Consider the following 20949-nt stretch of genomic DNA (forward strand, 5'->3'; position numbering starts at 1 on the left):
TTCTCAGGAGGCCTTTTCAAAATAGTATATCCGTTACCGTTATACCAGCTTAAACGTTTCTGTAAACTTGGTCGTAAAGTTACCTTTACGGAAGTTTTCATCACGCATCAGTTGCTGATGGAAAGGAATAGTTGTTTTTACACCTTCAATAACAAACTCGCTCAGTGCGCGCTCCATGGTATTGATCGCTTCCTCACGTGTTTGCGCCATGGTGATAATTTTCGCTACCATGGAATCATAGTACGGAGGAATAACATAGCCTGCGTAGATATGAGAATCCACACGCACTCCATGTCCGCCCGGAATATGCAGGGTAGTGATTTTACCCGGAGAAGGACGGAAATCGTTGTAAGGATCTTCCGCATTGATACGGCACTCGATGGCGTGCATCTGTGGCGTATAATTTTTTCCGGAGATAGGAATACCAGCAGCAATCTTGATCTGTTCTTTTACAAGGTCAAAATTGATTACTTCTTCCGTAACGCCGTGTTCTACCTGGATACGGGTGTTCATTTCCATGAAGTAGAAGTTGCGGTGTTTGTCTACCAGGAACTCAATGGTACCAACACTTTCGTAATTGATAGCACTCGCAGCCCTGATAGCAGCATCCCCCATTTTCTCACGCAGTTCAGGCGTCATAAACGGAGAAGGAGACTCTTCTACCAGCTTCTGGTGACGACGCTGGATAGAGCAATCCCTTTCACTGAGGTGACATACTTTACCGTATTGGTCACCCGCCACCTGGATTTCAATATGACGGGGTTCTTCCACGAATTTCTCCATGTAGATACCGTCATTGCTGAAAGAGGCACGGGCTTCATTTTTAGCCATGTTGTAGGCGTTCTCCAACTCACTTTCTTCCCATACCACACGCATACCTTTACCACCACCGCCGGCAGTTGCCTTGATGATTACCGGAAGCCCCATGCTTCTGGCGATCGTTTTAGCCTCTTCCACGCTCTGGAGCAAACCTTCGGAACCTGGAATTACCGGTACACCGGCTGCAATCATGGTTTCTTTGGCGGTCATCTTATCTCCCATTTTCCGGATCATATCAGGAGTAGGGCCGATGAACTTAATACCGTGTTCACCACAGATTTCAGCAAAACGGGCATTTTCAGCCAGGAAGCCGTAACCAGGGTGGATAGCATCTGCATTGGTGATCTCTGCAGCAGCCATCAGGTGAGGGATGTTCAGATAAGACTCTGAGCTTTGTGGTTTGCCTATGCAGACTGCTTCATCGGCAAATTTCACATGCAGACTGTCTTTATCTGCTGTAGAATAAACTGCCACCGTCTTAATACCCATTTCCTTACAGGTACGGATAATCCGGAGGGCAATTTCACCACGGTTAGCAATCAATATTTTTTTGAACATTGTTTTCCTTATAAGTTTAATAATAGCGACTAGCATTTAGCTGTTAGCCTTTAGCCATCAGCACGGAGCTAACAACTAAAGGCTAACGGGTAAAGGCTATTATTATGGTTCAACTAAAAATAAAGGTTGATCATACTCTACCGGAGATGCGTCATCTACCAGTACTTTCACGATTTTTCCGCTTACTTCACTCTCTATTTCGTTGAATAACTTCATTGCTTCGATGATGCACACTACTTTGCCGGAAGTTACTTCGTCACCTACGTTTACGAAGGCTGCTTTGTCCGGACCGGCACTGCGGTAGAAGGTACCAATCATTGGAGATTTGATGGTAACCAGGTTATCTGCCTTAGCTGGAGCAGCTGGTGCAGCGGCTGGTGCTGCGGTGGCAGGTGCAGCTGCAGGAGTTACAGCGGCTACTGCTGGCGCGGGTGCCATGGTTGCAGGAACAGTGATTACTTGTTGAACTTCGTTATCCTTCTGTTTTATTGTAATCTTAAACTTGTCCTGTTCAATGCTCAGTTCACTGATATTTGATTTATTGATCATTTTTACCAGTTCCTGAATCTGTTTAAAGTCCATGTAGACAGTTTTTGGTTTAGAAATATAGAATATGAGGATACTTTTCACGCATTCGGGAACTTTGCTCCGGAAGATAATTCCCCCCAAACAAAGTTCCTTCTCCGAAAATCAGTATTCCAGAATGTCTTATGCTTATGCTTTTACTCTCTCGATGTACTCACCGTTCTTGGTATTCACACGGATCAGTTCTCCTTCGTCTACAAACAGCGGTACCATTACAGTAGCTCCTGTTTCAACAGTAGCCGGTTTCAGGGTACGGGTAGCCGTATCACCTTTCACACCAGGCTCAGAATAGGTTACCAGTACAACGATCTTGTCAGGTAACTCAACAGCCATGTACTGTTCAGTTTCTGTGTTGATCTGTACGCTTACTTCCTGGCCTTCTTTCAGGAACTGAGGAGCGTCGATAGCTGTTTCCGGCATAGCGATCTGCTCAAAAGTTTCATTGTCCATGAAGTTGTAGCCGGTATCATCTTTATATAAATACTGAAAAGCCTTCTTTTCAATACGGATTGGAAAGATAGTATCACCTGAGTTCCAGGTATGTTCTATAGAACGGCTATTGTCAACGCCTTTCAATTTAGCCCAAACCTTGGCGGCTGCACGGGCGGTTTTGTTCTGACCAAACTCTACAACAGAATACAAGCTGTTGTCCAGCTTGATGATTAATCCTGTTCTGATATCTGCGGTGGTAGCCATAAATAGGTTACTGATTTTAAGTTAAAAATTTATACGGATTGCAAAAGTAAAAATTTTCGCATATGAACAAGCAACTAATTCCCAAAATTAGACAGAATAGTCCCTTTTCGGCCCAATTTTCGTCTTTTTTATTCAATAAATGACATTTATCCGGTAATTTTAAACTCAAATCAAGAAACTTTTTCAAGTATGCGCTACGTCTTTTTAGTTATTTTCAGCTGTTTACCCGTGTTTTTGATGGCTCAGACGCCTGCTAATTCCAGCACCAAAGCACCTTATTTACAATACCCGATTATACCCGCGTTTCCCTTGAGCCTCGTTGATGGCAACACTATCACGAAGAATGACCTGAAAAAAAATGAGAAGACCATGCTCTTCATTTTCAGTGTTGACTGCGACCATTGCAAACACCTCACTGAGGAAGTGCTGAAAAATATTGACAAGTTCAAAAAAACACAGATTGTAATGATCACTCCCTTCAAAGTAGAGCAGATGAAGGAATATTATGATCAATATAAGATCAAGAACTACCCGAATATCATTATGGCCAGCGAACCAACCCGGCAGATCATGTACTTTTATGACCTCCATTACTTCCCCGGTTTGTATATATATGATAAGAAACAACAGTTTGTAAAAGGTTTTGAAGGAACAGCCAAGCTGGATTCCCTGCTGTTTTACCTGAACAAATAATGCTTTGTGAAAATGTCGCTTTCAGCGGATTATTGTAATGCCGAATCATTACATTTGTTTAATCACATTCATTCTTCACTTTTAAAGCTAAAGACAAAATGAAAGTTACAGTAGTAGGAGCCGGGAATGTAGGCGCAACGTGTGCCAACGTACTGGCCCACAAAGATTTTCTGCAGGAGGTGGTTTTATTGGATATTAAAGAAGGAACGGCTGAAGGCAAGGCACTGGATACATGGCAGCAAGCTCCCATTGATTATTACAGTACCAAAATTACCGGGGTCACCAATGACTACACCAAAACCGCTAACAGCGATGTAGTAGTCATCACTTCAGGACTGCCCCGTAAACCGGGTATGAGCAGGGATGACCTGATTTCTACCAACGCCAATATCGTGAAATCGGTTACTGAAAATATTACAAAACATTCTCCGGATGCTATCATCATTATAGTGAGCAATCCACTGGATGTAATGACCTATTGCAGCTACCTCACTGCCAAAAAAGACAGCAGCAAAGTATTTGGTATGGCCGGTATCCTGGATACCGCCCGTTACCGCGCTTTCCTGGCAGATGAAATAGGCTGTTCTCCCAAAGATATCCAGGCCATCCTGATGGGTGGTCACGGTGATACGATGGTGCCGTTACCCCGTTATACCACTGTAGGCGGTATTCCTGTAACAGAACTGGTATCCAACGAGAAACTGGAAGCTATTATCCAACGCACCAAGGTAGGTGGCGGCGAAATCGTGAATCTCCTCGGTACCTCTGCCTGGTATGCACCGGGTGCAGCTGCAGCCCAGATGGTGGAAGCCATCGTGAAGAACGAAAAACGCATCTTCCCTGTTTGCGCCTGGCTTACCGGTGAATACGGATTGAAAGATATTTACCTGGGCGTACCCGTAGTACTGGGAAAAAATGGTATAGAAAAAATCATTGAACTGCAACTCAACGACGCAGAAAAAGAATTACTCAATACCTCTGCCAAACATGTAAAGGAAGTTATGGACGTATTGGATAAAATGCAGACTGCTACTGCCTGATCAGGCAATTAACTGCATTCACCGATTCTGTTCTTTATTAATTGTCTGGGGAGATGAAAACCGGAATATCCGTTTTCATCTCCCCAGATCTTTTATCCTCCGTTCCTGAATAATAATCCGCATTTATTCGTAATTTTACCCCGATCCTGATATTGTCTAAGACAATCTAAATGAAACAGTTCTAATTAGTTTCATAAAATTTGCTTTAACTCTGAATGTATGTCTAACCTGGAAAAACTGATCACGCAGAAAGCATTTGAAAACGAAAATCAGCGGGGCCTGATAAGCCTGATTTTTGTCGGTAACTGGATAACGTCCCGTCACCAGCAATTTTTTAAACAGTATGGCATCACCATGCAGCAGTTCAATATACTGCGGATTCTCCGCGGACAACATCCGCAGGCTGCCAGCATCAACATACTGAAAGAGCGGATGCTGGACAAAATGAGCGATGTATCCCGCCTGGTAGAACGTCTCCGTAAGGCAGACCTGGTGGAACGTAAAAACAGTGAAATGGACAGACGCGCAGTAGACGTCCGTATCAATGATAAAGGCCTGGAGCTTTTGAGAACCATCGACAACGAACTCACACAACTGGACAACGCCTTTCAGTCATTAAGCGAAAAAGAAATTATTCAACTGAATAAATTACTGGATAAAATGCTCGAAAGCTATCATTAACTAAATCTCTTCCAGGTAGTTAAGATCCTTGCCAAACGTTTCTTCCACCTTCCAGGCAGTAATCAACGCAACACCGATACAAACCACCGCCACTATAGCCCCGCTTTGAAGGTAAGTAAAGTAGTTTTGTACTTTTATAAACAGAATTGAGATCAACGGCAACATCCCCCTCGCAAAATTTGGAACTGTAGTAGCCACGGTAGCCCTTAAATTGGTACCGAAGCTTTCTGCTGCAATCGTTACAAAAATGGCCCAGAAACCAACACTGATACCCAGTATAAAACATACCGTGTAAAATACCCATGTTTCCACCCCATGAAGGTTTAGGTAAACGGTAACCATCACTGCTGTGAATACCAGGAACAGCAGCATGACCTTACGCCGGCTTTGCCACAACTGGCTGATCAACCCGGAAGCGAAATCACCCAGCACCAGCCCCGCATAACAGAAAGCAATAGCATCACCCGGACTGATAGCGCCTTTTACTTCCATAATAGTGGCAAACTTATTGGAAAAAGCAATCAGTATCCCCACCACAAACCAGGTAGGAGTGCCCAACAGCATACATTTCAGGTATTTAATAAACCGGTCCCGGTTGGTGAACAAAGCCACAAAACTGCCCCTCGATGCGGAAGACGCTTTTACCGCATTGAATAAATGCGATTCCATCACACTCACCCTGAGAACCAGCAATGCCAGCCCCAATCCACCACCAATAAAATAACAGATGCGCCAGTCACCCACCAATTTGGCGATCAGGTTAGCTGCCACTGCCCCGGAAACTCCTACTGTGGCTACGATCATCGTACCGTATCCCCGCTTCTCCTTTGGCAGGATCTCCGATACCAGGGTAATCCCGGCACCCAGCTCCCCGGCCAGTCCGAAACCAGCCACAAAACGCCAGAGCAGGTATCCGTTGATTCCCTGCACAAAACCATTGGCAATATTCGCAACAGAATAAATGAGGATAGAACCGAATAGTACACTTAACCTGCCTTTCTTATCTCCTATAATACCCCAGAAAATCCCTCCGACGAGTAACCCCACCATCTGGATGTTGATCAGCAGCATACCTGCACCCGCATCAATTTCACTCTGCGGCAGGCCCAGTGACTTTAAACTCGGCACCCTCACAATAGTAAATAAAAGGAGATCATAAATATCTACGAAATAGCCCAGGGACGCCACTATAACGGCGATATTGAAAATGGAGACAGAACGATTGTCGGTTTTCATTTTAATTTGGTTGACTGATAACGGGAATAAAAAAAAGGGCCTCATAAAGGCCCTTTTAAAGATATAAAAAATTATAATGGAGTATCTGTTTTTTCTGTTTCCACCGGATGAGCGTGTGGATGTTTTGCCTTTCCGAAGATCACTTTGATCAGTACAGGTAAGGTAGTGATCAATATAATCACCAGGATAATCAATTCCAGGTGCTCTTTCAGATTAGGGAATGCTTTGTCCAGGTAATGACCGGCCAGCATCATGGAAAATACCCATGCAAAAGAACCGATAATGTTAAAGAACATAAATTTCTTACCGTCCATTCCTACTACACCGGCCACTATAGGGGCGAAAGTACGGATGATCGGCAGGAAGCGCGCAAAGAAGATGGCACCGCCACCATACTTTACAAAAAAGTCATGTGCCTGGTGCAGGTGCTTTTTCTTAAAGAAGAAAGTATCTTTTCTCTGGAATAAAATAGGACCGGTTTTTTTACCAAACCAGAAGCCCACCATGTTTCCGAGCACGCCGGCAGTGGCAATCAGGAACATCACTACCACAAATGGAAGATCAAAAAAGCTGCGGCAAAGGTCTTCGCTGTAGATACCTGCCACAAAGAGCAGGGAGTCTCCCGGCAGAAAGAAACCAATGAAAAGACCTGTTTCTGCAAAAATAATTGCCAGTAACAGGTAAAGACCACCATGTTCAATAATCCACGAGGGATTAATGAGGTGTTTAAATAACTCAATAATCTGGTCCATGCTATGTACGCTATTTCTATTTCTGAAGTGGTAAAATAATCAATAAACTGTTACGCATTTGTTAAGTTAGGCATTCGAAGCATCTTTGGCCGGAGTCAGTTTGTTCTCCCATTTGGAAACAACAGCAGTAGCCATTGCGTTTCCGATAACATTGGTAGCAGACCTGCCCATATCCAGCAGGTGATCAACGCCAAGCAGCAAAATAAGACCTGCCTCCGGGATTTTGAACATCGACAGGGTACCTGCAATCACTACCAGAGAGGCACGGGGCACACCCGCAATACCCTTACTGGTAATCATTAATACCAGCAACATGGTAATCTGCTGATCAATGGAAAGGTGCATACCATAGGCCTGTGCAATAAATAAGCTGGCAAAAGTCATATACATCATGGAGCCATCCAGGTTAAAGGAATAGCCCAGGGGTAATACAAAACTAACAATACGGCTGTCGCAACCAAACTTTTCGAGCTCTTCCATAGTACGGGGATAGGCAGCCTCACTGCTGGCAGTACCAAATGCCAGTAACAGCGGATCCTTGATCATCCCCAGGAGCTTAAATACAGATTTACCCAGTATCAGCCACCCTACCAGTGAAATCACTACCCACAAACTGAAAAGTCCGATATAAAACTGTACAATGAATTTACCGTAGGTGACCAGTACAATCGGCCCTTTTAAAGCGATAATACCTGCCATGGCGCCGAAAACAGCGAACGGCGCGAAATTCATCACAAATCCGGTTACTTTCAACATGATATGCGCTACGCTATCGAGTAACTTCACAATCGGATCTGCCTTTTCACCGATGGCAGCTGCTGCCACCCCAAAGAAAATAGCGAATACCACTATCTGTAATATCTCATTGTGAGCCATCGCGTTTACCACACTGTCCGGCACCACGTGCTGGAAAAACCCTTTCAGGGTCATATCAGCCTTGGCGATGCCCGAAGACGCATGTTCATCTGGCAGTGGCAATCCCAGGGACAACCCCGGTTTCATGAGGTTTACCAGTATTAAACCGAGGAACAATGATACAAAGGTTGCACTGATAAACCACAGCATGGTTTTTCCACCAATGCGGCCTACCGCTTTTATATCGCCCAGTTTAGCCACTCCTACCACCAGGGTGGAGAACACCAGCGGAGCAATGATCATTTTTACCAGGCGCAGGAAGATATCTGTCAGGATAGCGATGTTATCAGCGAAGATCTGCGGAGTATCTTTAGCTCCTGCCACGGCAGGGGCATTACCATAGGTAACAAAAACACCGTAACCAGTGCCTATTCCGATTACCATGGCAATGAAAATATAGAGTGTAAGCAGATTCGACGATTTCTTCATGCGTAGGTAGAATTATCTTGTAATAGTTAAAAGTTGTAACCGGAAAATTTCCCAAAAATAAGGTTAAGCTGCTAAAGATGCGCTTTAGAGGCCAAAATAAAACTGTCCGTTTTTGATTTTAGATATTATATTTGGCGATCAACAACAAACAACAACAACTAAACTACCTTAAAACATCAACCACAATACGACTGCGTATGAGCAAACTCTTTGCTAAAAAACAACTGTCTGTTTTAATGGCCGAAGCTGGGGAATCTGAAAAGGGTCTGAAAAGGACGCTTGGTGCAGGTTCTCTGATTGCCTTAGGTATCGGCGCTATTATTGGCGCAGGACTTTTTGTAAGAACAGCTGCGGCAGCTGGTCAACATGCCGGACCCGCCGTTACCATTTCCTTCATCATTGCGGCTATAGGTTGTGCGCTGGCTGGCTTATGCTACGCAGAATTTGCTTCCATGATACCTATCGCCGGAAGCGCCTACACTTATTCTTATGCCACTTTAGGAGAATTTATTGCCTGGATTATCGGATGGGATCTGGTGCTGGAATATGCACTGGGCGCCGCTACCGTAGCCATTGGCTGGTCGCAGTACCTCAACAAACTGCTCACCAACGTATTTCATGTCACCATTCCCTATCAATGGTGTCACAGTCCTTTTGAAACATCCGATGCAGGTGTACAGGGTATTATGAACGTTCCTTCCATTTTCATCCTGCTGGCACTTACTTTACTGCTCATCAGGGGTACACAGGGTTCTGCCATTGTGAATAACATCATCGTTATCACGAAAGTGGCTATCGTACTGTTGTTCATCTTCCTGGGATGGAAATTCATTAATCCCGTTAACCATACGCCTTTCACCATTCCTGCTACTGCCGGAACCGTGACTATGCACAACGGCCAGGAGGTAAATTATGCCAATTTCTGGAACCACGGATGGGCCGGGGTGCTCAGGGGAGCCGGGGTCGTATTCTTTGCATTCATTGGTTTCGATGCGGTGTCTACAGCAGCACAGGAAACCAAGAATCCTAAAAGGAATATGCCTATCGGGATCCTGGTATCACTGGCTATCTGTACCTTATTATATATCCTGTTTTCTTATGTGCTTACAGGTATCGCACCTTTCCAGGACTTCCTGAAAGCAGGTGGTGAAGCTTCCGTAGCTTATGCCATTGATACGTATATGCCGGGCTATGGTTGGTTATCTACTTTCATTACAGTGGCTATCCTGGCGGGATTTTCTTCCGTTATCCTGGTGATGCTGCTGGGTCAGACCAGGGTATTTTACTCCATGAGTAACGATGGACTGGTACCTTCTGTATTTGCGAAGCTGCACCCTAAATACCGTACGCCTTACCGCTCACAGTGGATGTTCTTTGTGTTTGTGTCCCTGTTTGCCGCATTCATTCCAGACAATGTGGTGGGTGATATGACCAGTATCGGTACCTTGTTTGCCTTTGTACTGGTATGTATTGGTATCATTGTAATGCGCAAAACCAATCCGGAGTTACCACGTGCCTTTAAAACGCCGATGGTACCATTTATTCCTTTACTGGGCGCAGCTTTCTGCCTCACCATGATCGTTAGTCTCGGTTGGGAAAACTGGGGCCGTTTATTCGTATGGCTGGGTCTTGGTTTTATAGTGTACTTCGGGTACAGCGTAAAACATAGTAAGGCCCGTAAAATGATAAAATAATTTCCGGAGATTCCTTTCCCGGTTATCATAGGATGCGGAGAACAGAACGACAAGGTTTCCTTTCGTTTTGTTCTCCGCTTTCGTTAAAATCCGGGCTACCGTTATGCAGGTATCTGAAAATCCTTATTTTTGCGTTCTGTTTTAAAAGTCACAATAAACATATACCACTCCAATGGGAAGAATATTTGAAGTAAGAAAATCGACCATGTTTGCCCGCTGGGATAAGATGGCGAAAGCATTTTCAAGAATCGGTAAGGAAATAGCCATCGCTGTAAAAGCGTCCGGCCCTGATCCGGATAATAACCCCGCACTTCGTCGCTGCATACTCAATGCGAAGAGTGTAAACATGCCTAAAGACCGTGTAGACGCAGCTATCAAGCGTGCTATGGGTAAAGATAAAACTGATTATGAGGAAGTGGTATATGAAGGTTATGCACCTCATGGCGTGGCTGTAATCATTGATACTGCTACTGATAACACTACCCGCACTGTTGCCAACCTCCGTATGCACTTTACCAAAGGTGGCGGTAGCCTCGGAAACAGCGGATCCGTTGGATTCCTGTTCAACCGTGTAGGTGAGTTTAAAGTAAAAAATGCAGGTCAGAACCTGGAAGAGCTGGAACTGGAACTGATTGATTTCGGACTGGAAGAAATTGGAGAAGACAGCGAAGGTAATATCATTATCCGTGCGGCTTTCACTGAATTCGGCAACATGGCCAAAGCCCTGGAAGAAAAAGGACTGGAAGTAATCAGCTCAGAGCTGAAACGTATTCCGGCTACTACAGTAGAACTGAATGACGAGCAGGCGAAAGAAGTACTGGAACTGGTAGATCGTTTGGAGCAGGATGATGATGTACAGGCTGTTTTCTACAATCTGAAATAGAGAATGCGATTAAGATATAAAAAGAAACGTCCGCCTTTCTGGCGGACGTTTTTCATTGGATACGGTTAACTTTCTAAACCAAAAACAGCTAGACTTTAGCGATGGTGTGTGAGCGTCCCAGGTCATCTGCAATAAACATAAGCCCTTTACCGTGGTAGGTTTCGAGTTTTACGGCAGGGTCTTGTGCAATGTGCTTGCGAAGGCGTGTCAGGTACACGTCCATCACACGGGAGGCGAAGAAATCTTCCTGTCCCCAGATAACGGACAGGATATCATCTTTCTTCAATCTTTTATTAGAATTCTCGCATAGAAAGCGAAGCAACTCCGCTTCTTTTGGGGCCATACGAACATGGGAGTCGGCATCTTTGTGCCGGATGTGATATTGTGAATAGTCAAAGATCAGGTTACTGATAGTGTATACCACACGTCGTTCGCTTCTCAGCAAACGGCTGCGTTTCAGGTATACTTCAACCCTGCAGAGCATTTCCTGCATGTTGAAAGGTTTGGTGATATAGTCGTCGGCTCCGGATTCAAATCCCTGAAGCCTGTCCTGCTCCATATACCGGGAAGAAGTAAAAATAATGGGAATGTTCACATCCATGGACCGGATATCCTCAGCAAGGGCAAAACCGTCTTTTTTAGGCATCACCACATCCAGGATACACAGATCAAATACATGTTTTTGGAATTTTTCCCAGCCTTCCTGGCCATTCTCGCAAAAATTGACATTGTAACCGGCGCGTTCAAGATGTCTTTTTACCACTTTGGCAAAAAATACGTCGTCCTCTACCAAAAGAATACTCGATTGCATGTAACGTTGGATTTAAGCGATTAAATAGATTTTAGTTGCGTAGGTATCTTTGAGATAAGTGTAGCTGATACCTTTATTCAAAAATAAATAACATAACTATAATCTCCTCCATCCATCCCTATCCATTACTAAAGGCATCATTCATTTCAACCATTCAGTCATGTCGTATACCCCGAAGACTATAATTATCTGTTTGCACGCTACATACTAATAACCTGTTTATTCGCTCAACGGGGTATGCTAATTGATAATATTTTTTGGCGTCCCTTCCAGGAAGGCCTTAACATTATCCACCGTAGTTTGCATCAGTCGCCTTCTGGCTGCCTGCGTAGCCCAGGCAATATGAGGGGTAATAATGGTATTGGGCGCTGAGATCAAAGGATTGCCCGCTGCAGGTGGCTCACTGGATAATACATCCAGCGCAGCACCGGCAATCACGCCCTTCTCCAGGGCATTCGCCAGATCCGCTTCCTGGATCAACGGTCCCCGGCTGGTATTAATAATGAAAGCAGTGGGTTTCATTGTGGCGAGCAATGCCGCATTCACAAATTCTTTATTACCTGGATTCAACGGGCAATGCAGAGACACAACATCCGCCTCCCGGAAACAAGTGGCCAGGTCCACAAAAGTAACCCCGTGCATCTCATCCCTGTCCGGGTGTTTATGATTGGCAATTACCTTCATACCGAATGCCAGCGCAATACGCGCCACTGCCTGTCCTATCTGTCCCAGGCCTACAATTCCCAACGTACTTCCCGCCAGCTCTGTGAGTGGTGTTTTCCAGTAGCTGAAATCCTTACTGCTGCTCCATTCCCCTGCCCTTACACTGTCGGCATGTAAACCGGTATGATGACATAACTCCAGAATTAGTGCAAAAGTCAGCTGTGCCACGGAAGTAGTGCTGTAGGCCGGTACATTGGTTACCGGGATCCGCTGCTCCCTTGCGGCCTGTGTATCTACTATGTTGAAACCGGTGGCAGTCACTCCTATATACTCCAGCTGTTTCAGTTGCCGGATAGCATCTCCGTTTACAATGGCCTTATTGGTAAGTATAATATGCGCATCCTTCGATCTGGCTGCCACCTCTGCTTCCGGTGTGCGGTCATATATGGTGACGTTGCCCAATGCTTCCAGGCCACGCCAGTCCAGATCTCCGGGATTAAGGGTATGCCCGTCCAGTACGACAATATTTTTCATGGTCTTCGTTTTTTGACTACCAATATACATTATCTATTGGTACATGAAATAATCATTAACTCAGCTGTGAACACTTTATACATTCAAAAAATCCATTCACCTTTGCTGCGCCATAATAGCAATAGAAATTACTAAGCCTGCAAACTGCTTAATTTTAAGAAGCCACCATTTGAGCAGTAAATGCTGATATGGTGGCTTCGCCTATTAAAAGCGACGCCGGCTCCTGTTGAAAGAGCCGGCGCCGGTATAACTTAAAAGGATGCATTATTCCTGCATCATCTCCATAATTACTTTTACTACATCCTCTGTATTGGGCTTGGAGAAATAGTCCCCATCAGAGCCATAAGCCGGACGATGTGCCTGAGCGCTCATGGTGCGCGGAGCCACATCCAGCCAGCGGTAACCACCCTGATTTTCGATCACCTGCTGGAACATATAAGCCGTTCCACCACCTGGTACATCTTCATCTATAAAGAGGATGCGGTTGGTTTTCTTCAGAGATTCCACAATACTGTGATTAATATCGAAAGGCAATAAAGTCTGCACATCAATCAGTTCGCAGGAAACACCTACTTCCTGTAATGTTACCATCGCTTCTTCCACAATACGCGTCATAGAGCCGTAAGTAACGATGGTTACATCGGTTCCTTCGTGCAATACTTCCGGAATACCCAATGGTACAGTATATGTTTCGAGGTTAGTTGGTAATTTTTCTTTCAAACGGTAACCGTTTAAGGATTCTATCACCAGTGCGGGTTCGTTGGCCTGTAACAGGGTATTGTACATACCTGCTGCCTGTACCATGTTACGAGGTACGCATACGTGCATGCCGCGCAAGGAGTTGATGATCATGCCCATTGGAGAACCGCTGTGCCAGATTCCTTCGAGGCGATGGCCACGGGTACGTACAATGATCGGGCAGTGCATAATTCCTTTAGTGCGGTACTGCAGGGAAGCTACGTCATCGCTGAGTGGTTGCAGACCATACAGCAGGTAGTCGAGGTACTGGATTTCTGCAATCGGGCGTAAACCGCGCAATGCCATACCAATGCCTTGTCCCATGATAGTAAGTTCGCGGATACCGGTGTCGGCTATACGAACTTTCCCATGCTTCTGCTGCAATCCGGCGAAGCCCTGATTTACGTCGCCTATCTTACCCACATCTTCTCCAAACGCAAATACGCGGGAGTTATGGGAGAACAGCTGATCAAAATATTTATTGAGTACTTCGTAACCGTTTACCGTAATGCTGTCTGCATCATATGCAGCCGGTACCACTGGTACATTCAGGGCAGAATTCACGCCGGTAGCGTGTAATAAAGTATTATAAACTTCTTTTTCGCTGTTGAGGTAAGTATCATAGTAGTGCTGCAATCCTGCTACTTCGGCGGCTCCTTTCAGGTGCTTATGTTTCAGCAGGATCATAGCGGCCGCTTTCAGGATATCCCGGCGAAGCGGTTCCCGGCTGTTCTGCAGGTCGCGGATAGCCAGGTTTACCATGTTGGCATCGGCGCCTTCCAGCGCAGCTACCGGCGAAGCCAGTGCGATGAACGACTGCACCTGTTCCTTGATAGGCGTGATATATTTTTCCCAGGCAGCTTTGCGGGCGTCCTGTGCTTTTACTTTTGCTTCTGCTTCTACTGCCAGCAGGGTTTCTTCATCGCACAACGCGTTTTCGATAATCCAGGAGCGCATCTTCACATTACAATCGAACTCCCTTTCCCAGGATAAACGTTCCTTGCTTTTGTAGCGCTCGTGGGAGCCGCTGGTAGAGTGACCTTGTGGCTGTGTGATTTCCTCCACATGGAAAAGTGCAGGGATATGTGTTTCGCGTATTTTGCGGATAGCCGCTTCAAATACTTCACACATACCGGCGTAATCCCAGCCTTTTACGTTGTATATATCGAAACCGTTGGTTTCCTCTGTTTTTCTGAATCCTTCCAGTGCAGCGCTGATGGAGCCTTTGGTGGTCTGGTATTTACGAGGAACAGAAATACCGTAACCATCATCCCATACAAACACGGCCAGCGGCACCTGCAACACACCTGCAGCATTCATGGTTTCCCAGAAATGTCCTTCAGACGTAGAGGCGTCGCCGATAGTAGCGAAACAGATTTCATTACCGTTATTGGAAAGCCCTTTTAAGGGGTGTAATGCTTCTACCTCGCGAAAAAGTTTGGAAGCATATGCCAGTCCCAGTGCGCGGGGCATTTGTCCGGCAGTAGGAGCCATGTCGGCGGCGGAGTTTTTCATTTCTGTCAGGTTCAGCCAGTTGCCATCCTGATCGAGATTAGGAGTGGCATAATGGGAATTCATCTGACGGCCGCCTGAAAAAGGATCATTTTTCAGATCAGGATCTGCATATAACTGCGAAAAAAATTGTTCGGGAGTGGCAATACCAGTGGCGAATGCAACAGTTTGGTCGCGGTAATAACCGGAACGGAAGTCACCTGGCTGAAAGTACTTTGACATTGCGATCTGCGCCACTTCTTTTCCATCACCAAAAATGCCAAACTTTGCCTTACCTGTAAGCACTTCCTTACGGGCCAGCAGACTAACTTCCCTGCTATCGCAGGCCAACCTGTAATCATTAAGCACTTCCTTGCGGAACTCTTCGAATGACAACCGGCTTTCTAAATTCATAGCTAGTTCGTTATTTTCTATCATGCCTCATGGTTAAAGTACAAAAGTAAGGTTAATTATACAGTAGAAAAACGTTGCAAATCTTTCATTTAAAATAATCTGATTTTTTTTAATAAGATTTTAATAAATTGTAAGGTTTGTAATACTTTTTGGCCGTAAATTTGTTCAAGCCAAGAAAGATATCAATATTTTTTAACCGGTAGCTTTAAAACCATCATATGAAAATGAAAAAATTTATCTTATCCCTGTTTGCAAGCATGCTGTTAGCTACGGCACTTTGGGCACAAACTGCTCCTGCTCAGAATCCTGCTGATACTAAAGTTAAGTTTGCCAAAGAAACTGTTGATTTCGGTAAAACTGAATTAAACAAACCAGTAAGCGTTGATTTCGAATTTACCAACATTTCCAAAGAGCCAGTGTTGATTGAAGCCGCCCGCGCCAGTTGCGGTTGCACTACTCCAAAATGGACACAAGAGCCTATCCTGCCTGGTAAAAAAGGTAAAGTAACGGCGAACTATAGTGCAAACGGTTTAGGTCAACAGAATAAAACCATCTGGGTAAAGTTCAGAGGAGTGGATCAGGACAAAGAACTGCACTTAACAGGTACAGTTGGTTCCAACAACAAATAACTACCACACTTTCAAACATACTAAGACCTTACAGCACAATGCTGTAAGGTCTTTTTGTTGCCCATCCTATCCCCTATCTTTGCAAAGCAAAAGATCAAAACAATTTTATGCCTACCATTAGCCAGAGAGGCGAGCAGATGCCGGCTTCTCCCATCAGAAAGCTCGTACCATTCGCCGAAGCAGCCAAGAAAAAAGGGGTGAAAGTATATCACCTGAACATCGGGCAACCGGACATCGAAACACCTAAACCGGTGTTGGATGCGGTGCGCCATTCCGACTTCAAAATCCTGGAATACAGTCACAGCGCGGGCTTTGAAAGCTACCGCCGTAAACTGGTTACCTATTACGACCGCTTCAATATTGCGGTGAACCACAACCAGATCATTGTTACTACCGGTGGTTCTGAAGCCATTGTGTTTGCATTTATGGCCTGCCTGGATCCGGGAGATGAAGTAATTGTACCGGAACCTTTCTACGCGAACTATAATGGTTTTGCAGTAGAGGCGGAGATAAAGATCAAAACCATCACTGCCAGTATCGAAACCGGTTTTGCTTTGCCGGCTATGGCGGATTTTGAGAAAGCGATCACTCCCCGTACCAGGGCGATCATGATCTGTAATCCCAATAACCCTACCGGTTACCTTTACAGTAAGGAAGAAATGGAAGTATTGAAGGAACTCTGCCTGAAATACAACCTGTTCCTGTTCTCTGATGAAGCTTACCGTGAGTTTTGTTATACCGGTGAACATTTCTCCGCCATGAACCTGGAAGGAATGGAAGAAAATGTGATCCTGATGGATACTATTTCTAAAAGATACAGTGCCTGTGGTGGCCGTATTGGTGCTTTCGTTACAAAGAACCAGTCTGTACTGGATTCCGTAATGAAATTCGCCCAGGCCCGCCTCAGCCCTCCTACCTTTGCACAGATTGCCGGTGAAGCTGCAGTGGATCTGCCAGCAGATTACTTTGACGCTATTAAAGCGGAATATTTAAGCCGCCGGGATATCCTGGTAAAGATGCTGAATGATATTCCGGGTGTTTTCTGTCCTAATCCTGGTGGAGCTTTCTATGCTATGGCCAGACTGCCGATCGATGATTCTGATAAGTTCTGCCAATGGATCCTGGAATCCTTCTCGCATGAGGGTCAAACAGTGATGATGTCGCCTGCAACCGGCTTTTATGCTACACCTGGTTTAGGAAAGAACGAAGTGAGACTGGCATATGTATTAAATACAACCGACATTAGTCATGCAATGGTCTGCCTTGAGAAAGCACTTGAAGTTTATCCGGGTAAAACTTCCAAATAATTTTTAAGAAGAAAAGCTGTCTAAAATTCGATAGCTGAGCCGTTAAATACATTATAATTAATTCTATATATTTTTTTTTAAATAAAAAAGCAATTATTTAACACTCAACGTTTGGAATTTTCATGTTTTGTTTCGTATATTTGATACAGAAACAACAACAACGACAAAATTTATCAAATTATAAAAATATTTACAAATACGATGGACTGCAAAATCTAAACTTGTTTAAGAAAAATTTAACCTGCATTATTTCTTAGAACGTTTATTTGGTCCGACCTTTGAATTAATAAAACAAGAAGATTTATCAATCTTCTGTAAAACTCAAAGATTAACTAAAACGTTTTAGCAAAATATCGTATTTTTGTATCAGTTTTTCATAACGTGGAATTTATAAAGGCAAACGGCTCTGATCACAGAGCCGTATTTTTTTGTCCTAACTATACCTTTTAGTCGTTTTCTTCCCTCAAAGACGCTGTTTTGCATCTTTCTTCAAAAATATTCGCGTTTCCGTTTACCTTTTTTCGATATTATTGTTATGTAATAAAACGGGCGGTATTATCAGCGCTTTCAGCAATGGTAGTATCCGTTTGTTTTCATAACGTGGAATTTTTAAAATGCAACGGTCCCGATTCCTCGGGACCGTCTTCATTTATGCGGTTAGCCAGGAGCAGGTAGCTCTCAGCTGATGTATCTTAAACAGGCTTACGCTTTATTCGCTTTGATCAGTTCAAAGAAATCATCAAACAGATAGCGGCTATCGAATGGACCAGGAGTTGATTCCGGGTGATATTGTACACTGAAAGCCGGTTTGTTTTTAATGCGGATACCTTCTACAGAATGATCATTCAGGTTCACGTGAGTTACTTCTACGTTCTCGCTGGCAGCTACTGCTTTAGGGTCTACTGCAAAACCGTGGTTCTGGGTGGTGATTTCACACAGACCGGTTTTCAGGTTCTTTACCGGGTGGTTTAAACCGCGGTGACCGTGGTGCATTTTGTAAGTGGGAATACCGTTGGCCAGTGCCAGCAGCTGATGTCCCAGGCAGATACCAAACATCGGGCGTTCTGCATCCAGGATCTTTTTCACCGTGTCTATTGCATAAGTCAGCGGCGCCGGATCGCCGGGACCATTGGAAATAAAATAGGCATGTGGTTTAAATTCTTCACATACTTCGAAAGGAGTGTCTGTCGGGAAAACCTGCAGGTAGGCGCCCTTTTCGGACAGGCATTTCAGCATATTTCTTTTCACACCATTATCCAGTACTGCGATACGGATATCCGCAGCAGGATCGCCTACGTTATAGGCTTCCGGCGTGGTCACATCCTTGCAGAGCGCCAGTCCTTCCATGGAAGGTACTTTCGCCAGTTCAGCTTTCAGCTGATCGATGTCGAGGATGGAGGAAGAGATAATGCAGTTCATAGCACCTTTGCTACGGATGTGGGAAACGAGCGCGCGGGTGTCTACATCATAAATGGCCACCAGTTCATTATCGGTCAGGAACGTTTCCAGGGAGGAATCTGCCATTTTCCTGGAATAGTTGTACGCGATATTCTTAGCGATCAAACCATTGATCTTGACACTGCCACTTTCTACGTCATCCTTTTTGGTGCCGTAGTTTCCGATGTAGCAATTGTTCATAATCAGTACCTGTCCTTTGTAAGAAGGGTCCGTAAACACTTCCTGGTAACCCGTCATACCGGTATTGAAAGCTAATTCACCGGCGGCTGTGCCAATTTTCCCAAAAGCTTTTCCCTGAAAAACCGTACCGTCTTCTAACAGCAGTATGGCAGGTTGGATGGTTCTTGTCTGAGGCATTTCTGGTATCTGTCTTGTTTTATATTTTAAAAAAAACCTTCAAGGGTACAAAATGCCCTGAAGGTTCGGATAAAAAACCGTGCAAAGGTATGAAATGCAACAGTTAATTACAGATTTTTTTTACCAGAAATGAATATGTTACTTAATTTTTACAGATTTCAGTATTCTTTGGGCCACCTGGCGGCCATTCTGGTCATCATCACGGTAGCTGATCTGGATCTGCCAGCGGTTGCTTCCTTTGATCATTACCAGGTTACAGAAAGCCAGGCGGATGCCACCTTTATAAAGATAGTTTCCTTCCTCCAGGATACCCTGCATGCCCGAAATAAGCACAGGAACAGATTTGCAGTCTATTTCCGTAGCAGTTTCCTTTAGCTGCATGGTGTTATGCGAATCGGTAACCGCTTCTTCCAGTGTATTGGCCACATTGCTGATATAACTGTACATATTCACAGCAATGCGGATACCGCCTCCATCTTCATTGCTGTATGTTTTAGCATATTCGATCACCTTTGCCTCCTCTCCTTCCAATGGCTGGTCGTGTACCCACAATTTCACAGGCGTGCTGATTTCCAGCGCCTGGCGGCCAATGGTGGCAGTATGCCAGTTACTATACAAACTGCTGGCGGGTACTTTGGGATATATAAAGGTAAATACAGCCCTTTTCCCGAAAAGGGTACCGGTAACTGCGAGCAATACAACAAACAGGGAAAAAAACAGGATCACTTTTCCACGGTTAGCAGGCTGTGTCTGGCTTTTCAGCCAGGTGAGCAGGCCGTTTGTTTTTTTCTCTTTAAGGGAGATGCCAACTTCCTGGGTATATTCCTGGAAAGAAGCCATGGGGCGGAGCTTGCGCCACTCGGTAAAACTCTGCAAGAGCTTCTTGCCACAGGCATCACAAAAGATGAGATACTCGGATTTTAAAGGATTGGGATGTCCACAACTATCACAGTGCAGGTATTTCATAGGAGGTTTATTAGCGATACTGTAATATTACGAAATAAATATATTTATTTGTGCATAAAAAAAGGACAAAGCCGGGCTTTGTCCTTTTTTCGTATCGTTGATATAAGATTACTCAGCAGATTTTTCTTCTGTTGCAGTATCAGCAGCTTTAGTTTCAGTTGCTTCATCTGCTTTCTTCTTAGCACCACCGGCACGACGTGTTTTCTTAGCAGCAGCTTTTTCTTCTGTTTTACCGTAGATTTCGTTGAAGTCTACCAGTTCAATCATTGCTACTTCGGCGTTATCACCTACACGTTTGCCCAGTTTAATGATACGGGTGTAACCACCAGGACGGGTAGCTATTTTCTCACTGATCGTGCTGAACAGTTCCTTGATAGCTTCTTTATCCTGCAGGTAGCTGAACACAATTCTACGGTTGTGGGTAGAATCGGTTTTGCCTCTTGTCAGCAGCGGCTCAACATACACGCGCAGCGCTTTCGCTTTTGCCAGTGTAGTGGTGATACGTTTGTGGCTGATCAGTTCGCAAGCCAGATTGGACATCAGGGCTTTACGGTGGGAAGCAGTTCTGCTTAACTTGTTTAATTTTACTCCGTGACGCAT

19 protein-coding genes are annotated in these 20949 nt (G+C 44.7%); 7 read left to right on the top strand and 12 right to left on the bottom strand.

What is annotated here, in order from left to right; genetic code table 11:
* Nucleotides 1-39 precede the first annotated feature (39 nt).
* The 3 genes from accC to efp all read right to left on the bottom strand — a co-directional run bounded on the left by accC (nt 40) and on the right by efp (nt 2658).
* Nucleotides 40-1377, bottom strand: coding sequence for an acetyl-CoA carboxylase biotin carboxylase subunit (accC, locus tag BMW79_RS31705; RefSeq protein WP_089903135.1), 1338 nt, complete (start codon nt 1375-1377; stop codon nt 40-42).
* A gap of 102 nt (nt 1378-1479) precedes the next feature.
* A complete protein-coding gene (accB, locus tag BMW79_RS31710; RefSeq protein WP_089903137.1) occupies nt 1480-1959 on the bottom strand; it encodes an acetyl-CoA carboxylase biotin carboxyl carrier protein in 480 nt (159 codons plus the stop codon).
* Between the two features lie 132 nt (nt 1960-2091).
* Nucleotides 2092-2658, bottom strand: coding sequence for an elongation factor P (gene efp / locus BMW79_RS31715; protein ID WP_089903140.1), 567 nt, complete (start codon nt 2656-2658; stop codon nt 2092-2094).
* Between the two features lie 237 nt (nt 2659-2895).
* Between efp and BMW79_RS31720 the strand changes: the two genes are divergently transcribed.
* From BMW79_RS31720 to BMW79_RS31730, 3 genes are all read left to right on the top strand, one after another.
* A complete protein-coding gene (locus BMW79_RS31720) occupies nt 2896-3351 on the top strand; it encodes a peroxiredoxin family protein (RefSeq protein ID WP_177192416.1) in 456 nt (151 codons plus the stop codon).
* A gap of 98 nt (nt 3352-3449) precedes the next feature.
* Complete coding sequence (gene mdh / locus BMW79_RS31725) at nt 3450-4391, top strand: malate dehydrogenase (protein ID WP_089903145.1); 942 nt, start codon at nt 3450-3452, stop codon at nt 4389-4391.
* 219 nt (nt 4392-4610) lie between these two features.
* Nucleotides 4611-5072, top strand: coding sequence for a MarR family winged helix-turn-helix transcriptional regulator (locus BMW79_RS31730; protein WP_089903148.1), 462 nt, complete (start codon nt 4611-4613; stop codon nt 5070-5072).
* Here BMW79_RS31730 and BMW79_RS31735 read toward each other — a convergent pair whose 3' ends face one another.
* The 3 genes from BMW79_RS31735 to BMW79_RS31745 form a co-directional block, all read right to left on the bottom strand.
* Entirely contained in the window at nt 5073-6308 is a 1236-nt protein-coding gene (locus tag BMW79_RS31735; protein WP_089903151.1) for an MFS transporter, read from the bottom strand.
* Nucleotides 6309-6379: 71 nt separating this feature from the next.
* Nucleotides 6380-7060: a DedA family protein gene (locus BMW79_RS31740; protein WP_089903154.1), complete on the bottom strand. Its 681-nt coding sequence runs from the start codon at nt 7058-7060 to the stop codon at nt 6380-6382.
* Between the two features lie 66 nt (nt 7061-7126).
* Entirely contained in the window at nt 7127-8404 is a 1278-nt protein-coding gene (locus BMW79_RS31745) for a dicarboxylate/amino acid:cation symporter (protein ID WP_089903158.1), read from the bottom strand.
* A gap of 197 nt (nt 8405-8601) precedes the next feature.
* Between BMW79_RS31745 and BMW79_RS31750 the strand changes: the two genes are divergently transcribed.
* Nucleotides 8602-10098 carry an amino acid permease gene (locus BMW79_RS31750; protein WP_089903161.1) on the top strand — a complete coding sequence of 499 codons (1497 nt, stop codon included), beginning with the start codon at nt 8602-8604 and terminating at the stop codon, nt 10096-10098.
* Between the two features lie 172 nt (nt 10099-10270).
* Entirely contained in the window at nt 10271-10981 is a 711-nt protein-coding gene (locus tag BMW79_RS31755; protein WP_089903164.1) for a YebC/PmpR family DNA-binding transcriptional regulator, read from the top strand.
* Nucleotides 10982-11069: 88 nt separating this feature from the next.
* Here the strand turns inward: BMW79_RS31755 and BMW79_RS31760 are convergent, their stop codons facing one another.
* From BMW79_RS31760 to BMW79_RS31770, 3 genes are all read right to left on the bottom strand, one after another.
* Entirely contained in the window at nt 11070-11792 is a 723-nt protein-coding gene (locus BMW79_RS31760; RefSeq protein WP_089903167.1) for a response regulator transcription factor, read from the bottom strand.
* Nucleotides 11793-12032: 240 nt separating this feature from the next.
* Nucleotides 12033-12989 carry a D-2-hydroxyacid dehydrogenase gene (locus BMW79_RS31765; protein WP_089903169.1) on the bottom strand — a complete coding sequence of 319 codons (957 nt, stop codon included), beginning with the start codon at nt 12987-12989 and terminating at the stop codon, nt 12033-12035.
* Nucleotides 12990-13253: 264 nt separating this feature from the next.
* Entirely contained in the window at nt 13254-15632 is a 2379-nt protein-coding gene (locus tag BMW79_RS31770; RefSeq protein WP_245752761.1) for an alpha-ketoacid dehydrogenase subunit alpha/beta, read from the bottom strand.
* A 218-nt stretch (nt 15633-15850) separates the two neighbouring features.
* On the opposite strand from BMW79_RS31770, the gene BMW79_RS31775 reads away from it, so the two are divergent.
* Together BMW79_RS31775 and BMW79_RS31780 are read left to right on the top strand one after the other, a co-directional pair.
* Nucleotides 15851-16261 carry a DUF1573 domain-containing protein gene (locus BMW79_RS31775; RefSeq protein ID WP_245752762.1) on the top strand — a complete coding sequence of 137 codons (411 nt, stop codon included), beginning with the start codon at nt 15851-15853 and terminating at the stop codon, nt 16259-16261.
* 107 nt (nt 16262-16368) lie between these two features.
* On the top strand, nt 16369-17568 hold the full coding sequence (locus BMW79_RS31780; RefSeq protein ID WP_089903174.1) for a pyridoxal phosphate-dependent aminotransferase: 1200 nt from the start codon (nt 16369-16371) through the stop codon (nt 17566-17568).
* Nucleotides 17569-18270: 702 nt separating this feature from the next.
* On the opposite strand, the gene carA is transcribed toward BMW79_RS31780, so the two are convergent.
* The 3 genes from carA to rplQ form a co-directional block, all read right to left on the bottom strand.
* Nucleotides 18271-19383, bottom strand: coding sequence for a glutamine-hydrolyzing carbamoyl-phosphate synthase small subunit (gene carA / locus BMW79_RS31785; protein ID WP_089903176.1), 1113 nt, complete (start codon nt 19381-19383; stop codon nt 18271-18273).
* A gap of 138 nt (nt 19384-19521) precedes the next feature.
* Complete coding sequence (locus BMW79_RS31790; protein ID WP_089903179.1) at nt 19522-20349, bottom strand: zinc ribbon domain-containing protein; 828 nt, start codon at nt 20347-20349, stop codon at nt 19522-19524.
* Nucleotides 20350-20457: 108 nt separating this feature from the next.
* Nucleotides 20458-20949, bottom strand: a complete 492-nt coding sequence (gene rplQ / locus BMW79_RS31795; RefSeq protein WP_089903182.1) for a 50S ribosomal protein L17 — start codon at nt 20947-20949, stop codon at nt 20458-20460.

Origin of the sequence: Chitinophaga arvensicola (assembly GCF_900110835.1) — a bacterium.
GTDB lineage: Bacteria > Bacteroidota > Bacteroidia > Chitinophagales > Chitinophagaceae > Chitinophaga > Chitinophaga arvensicola.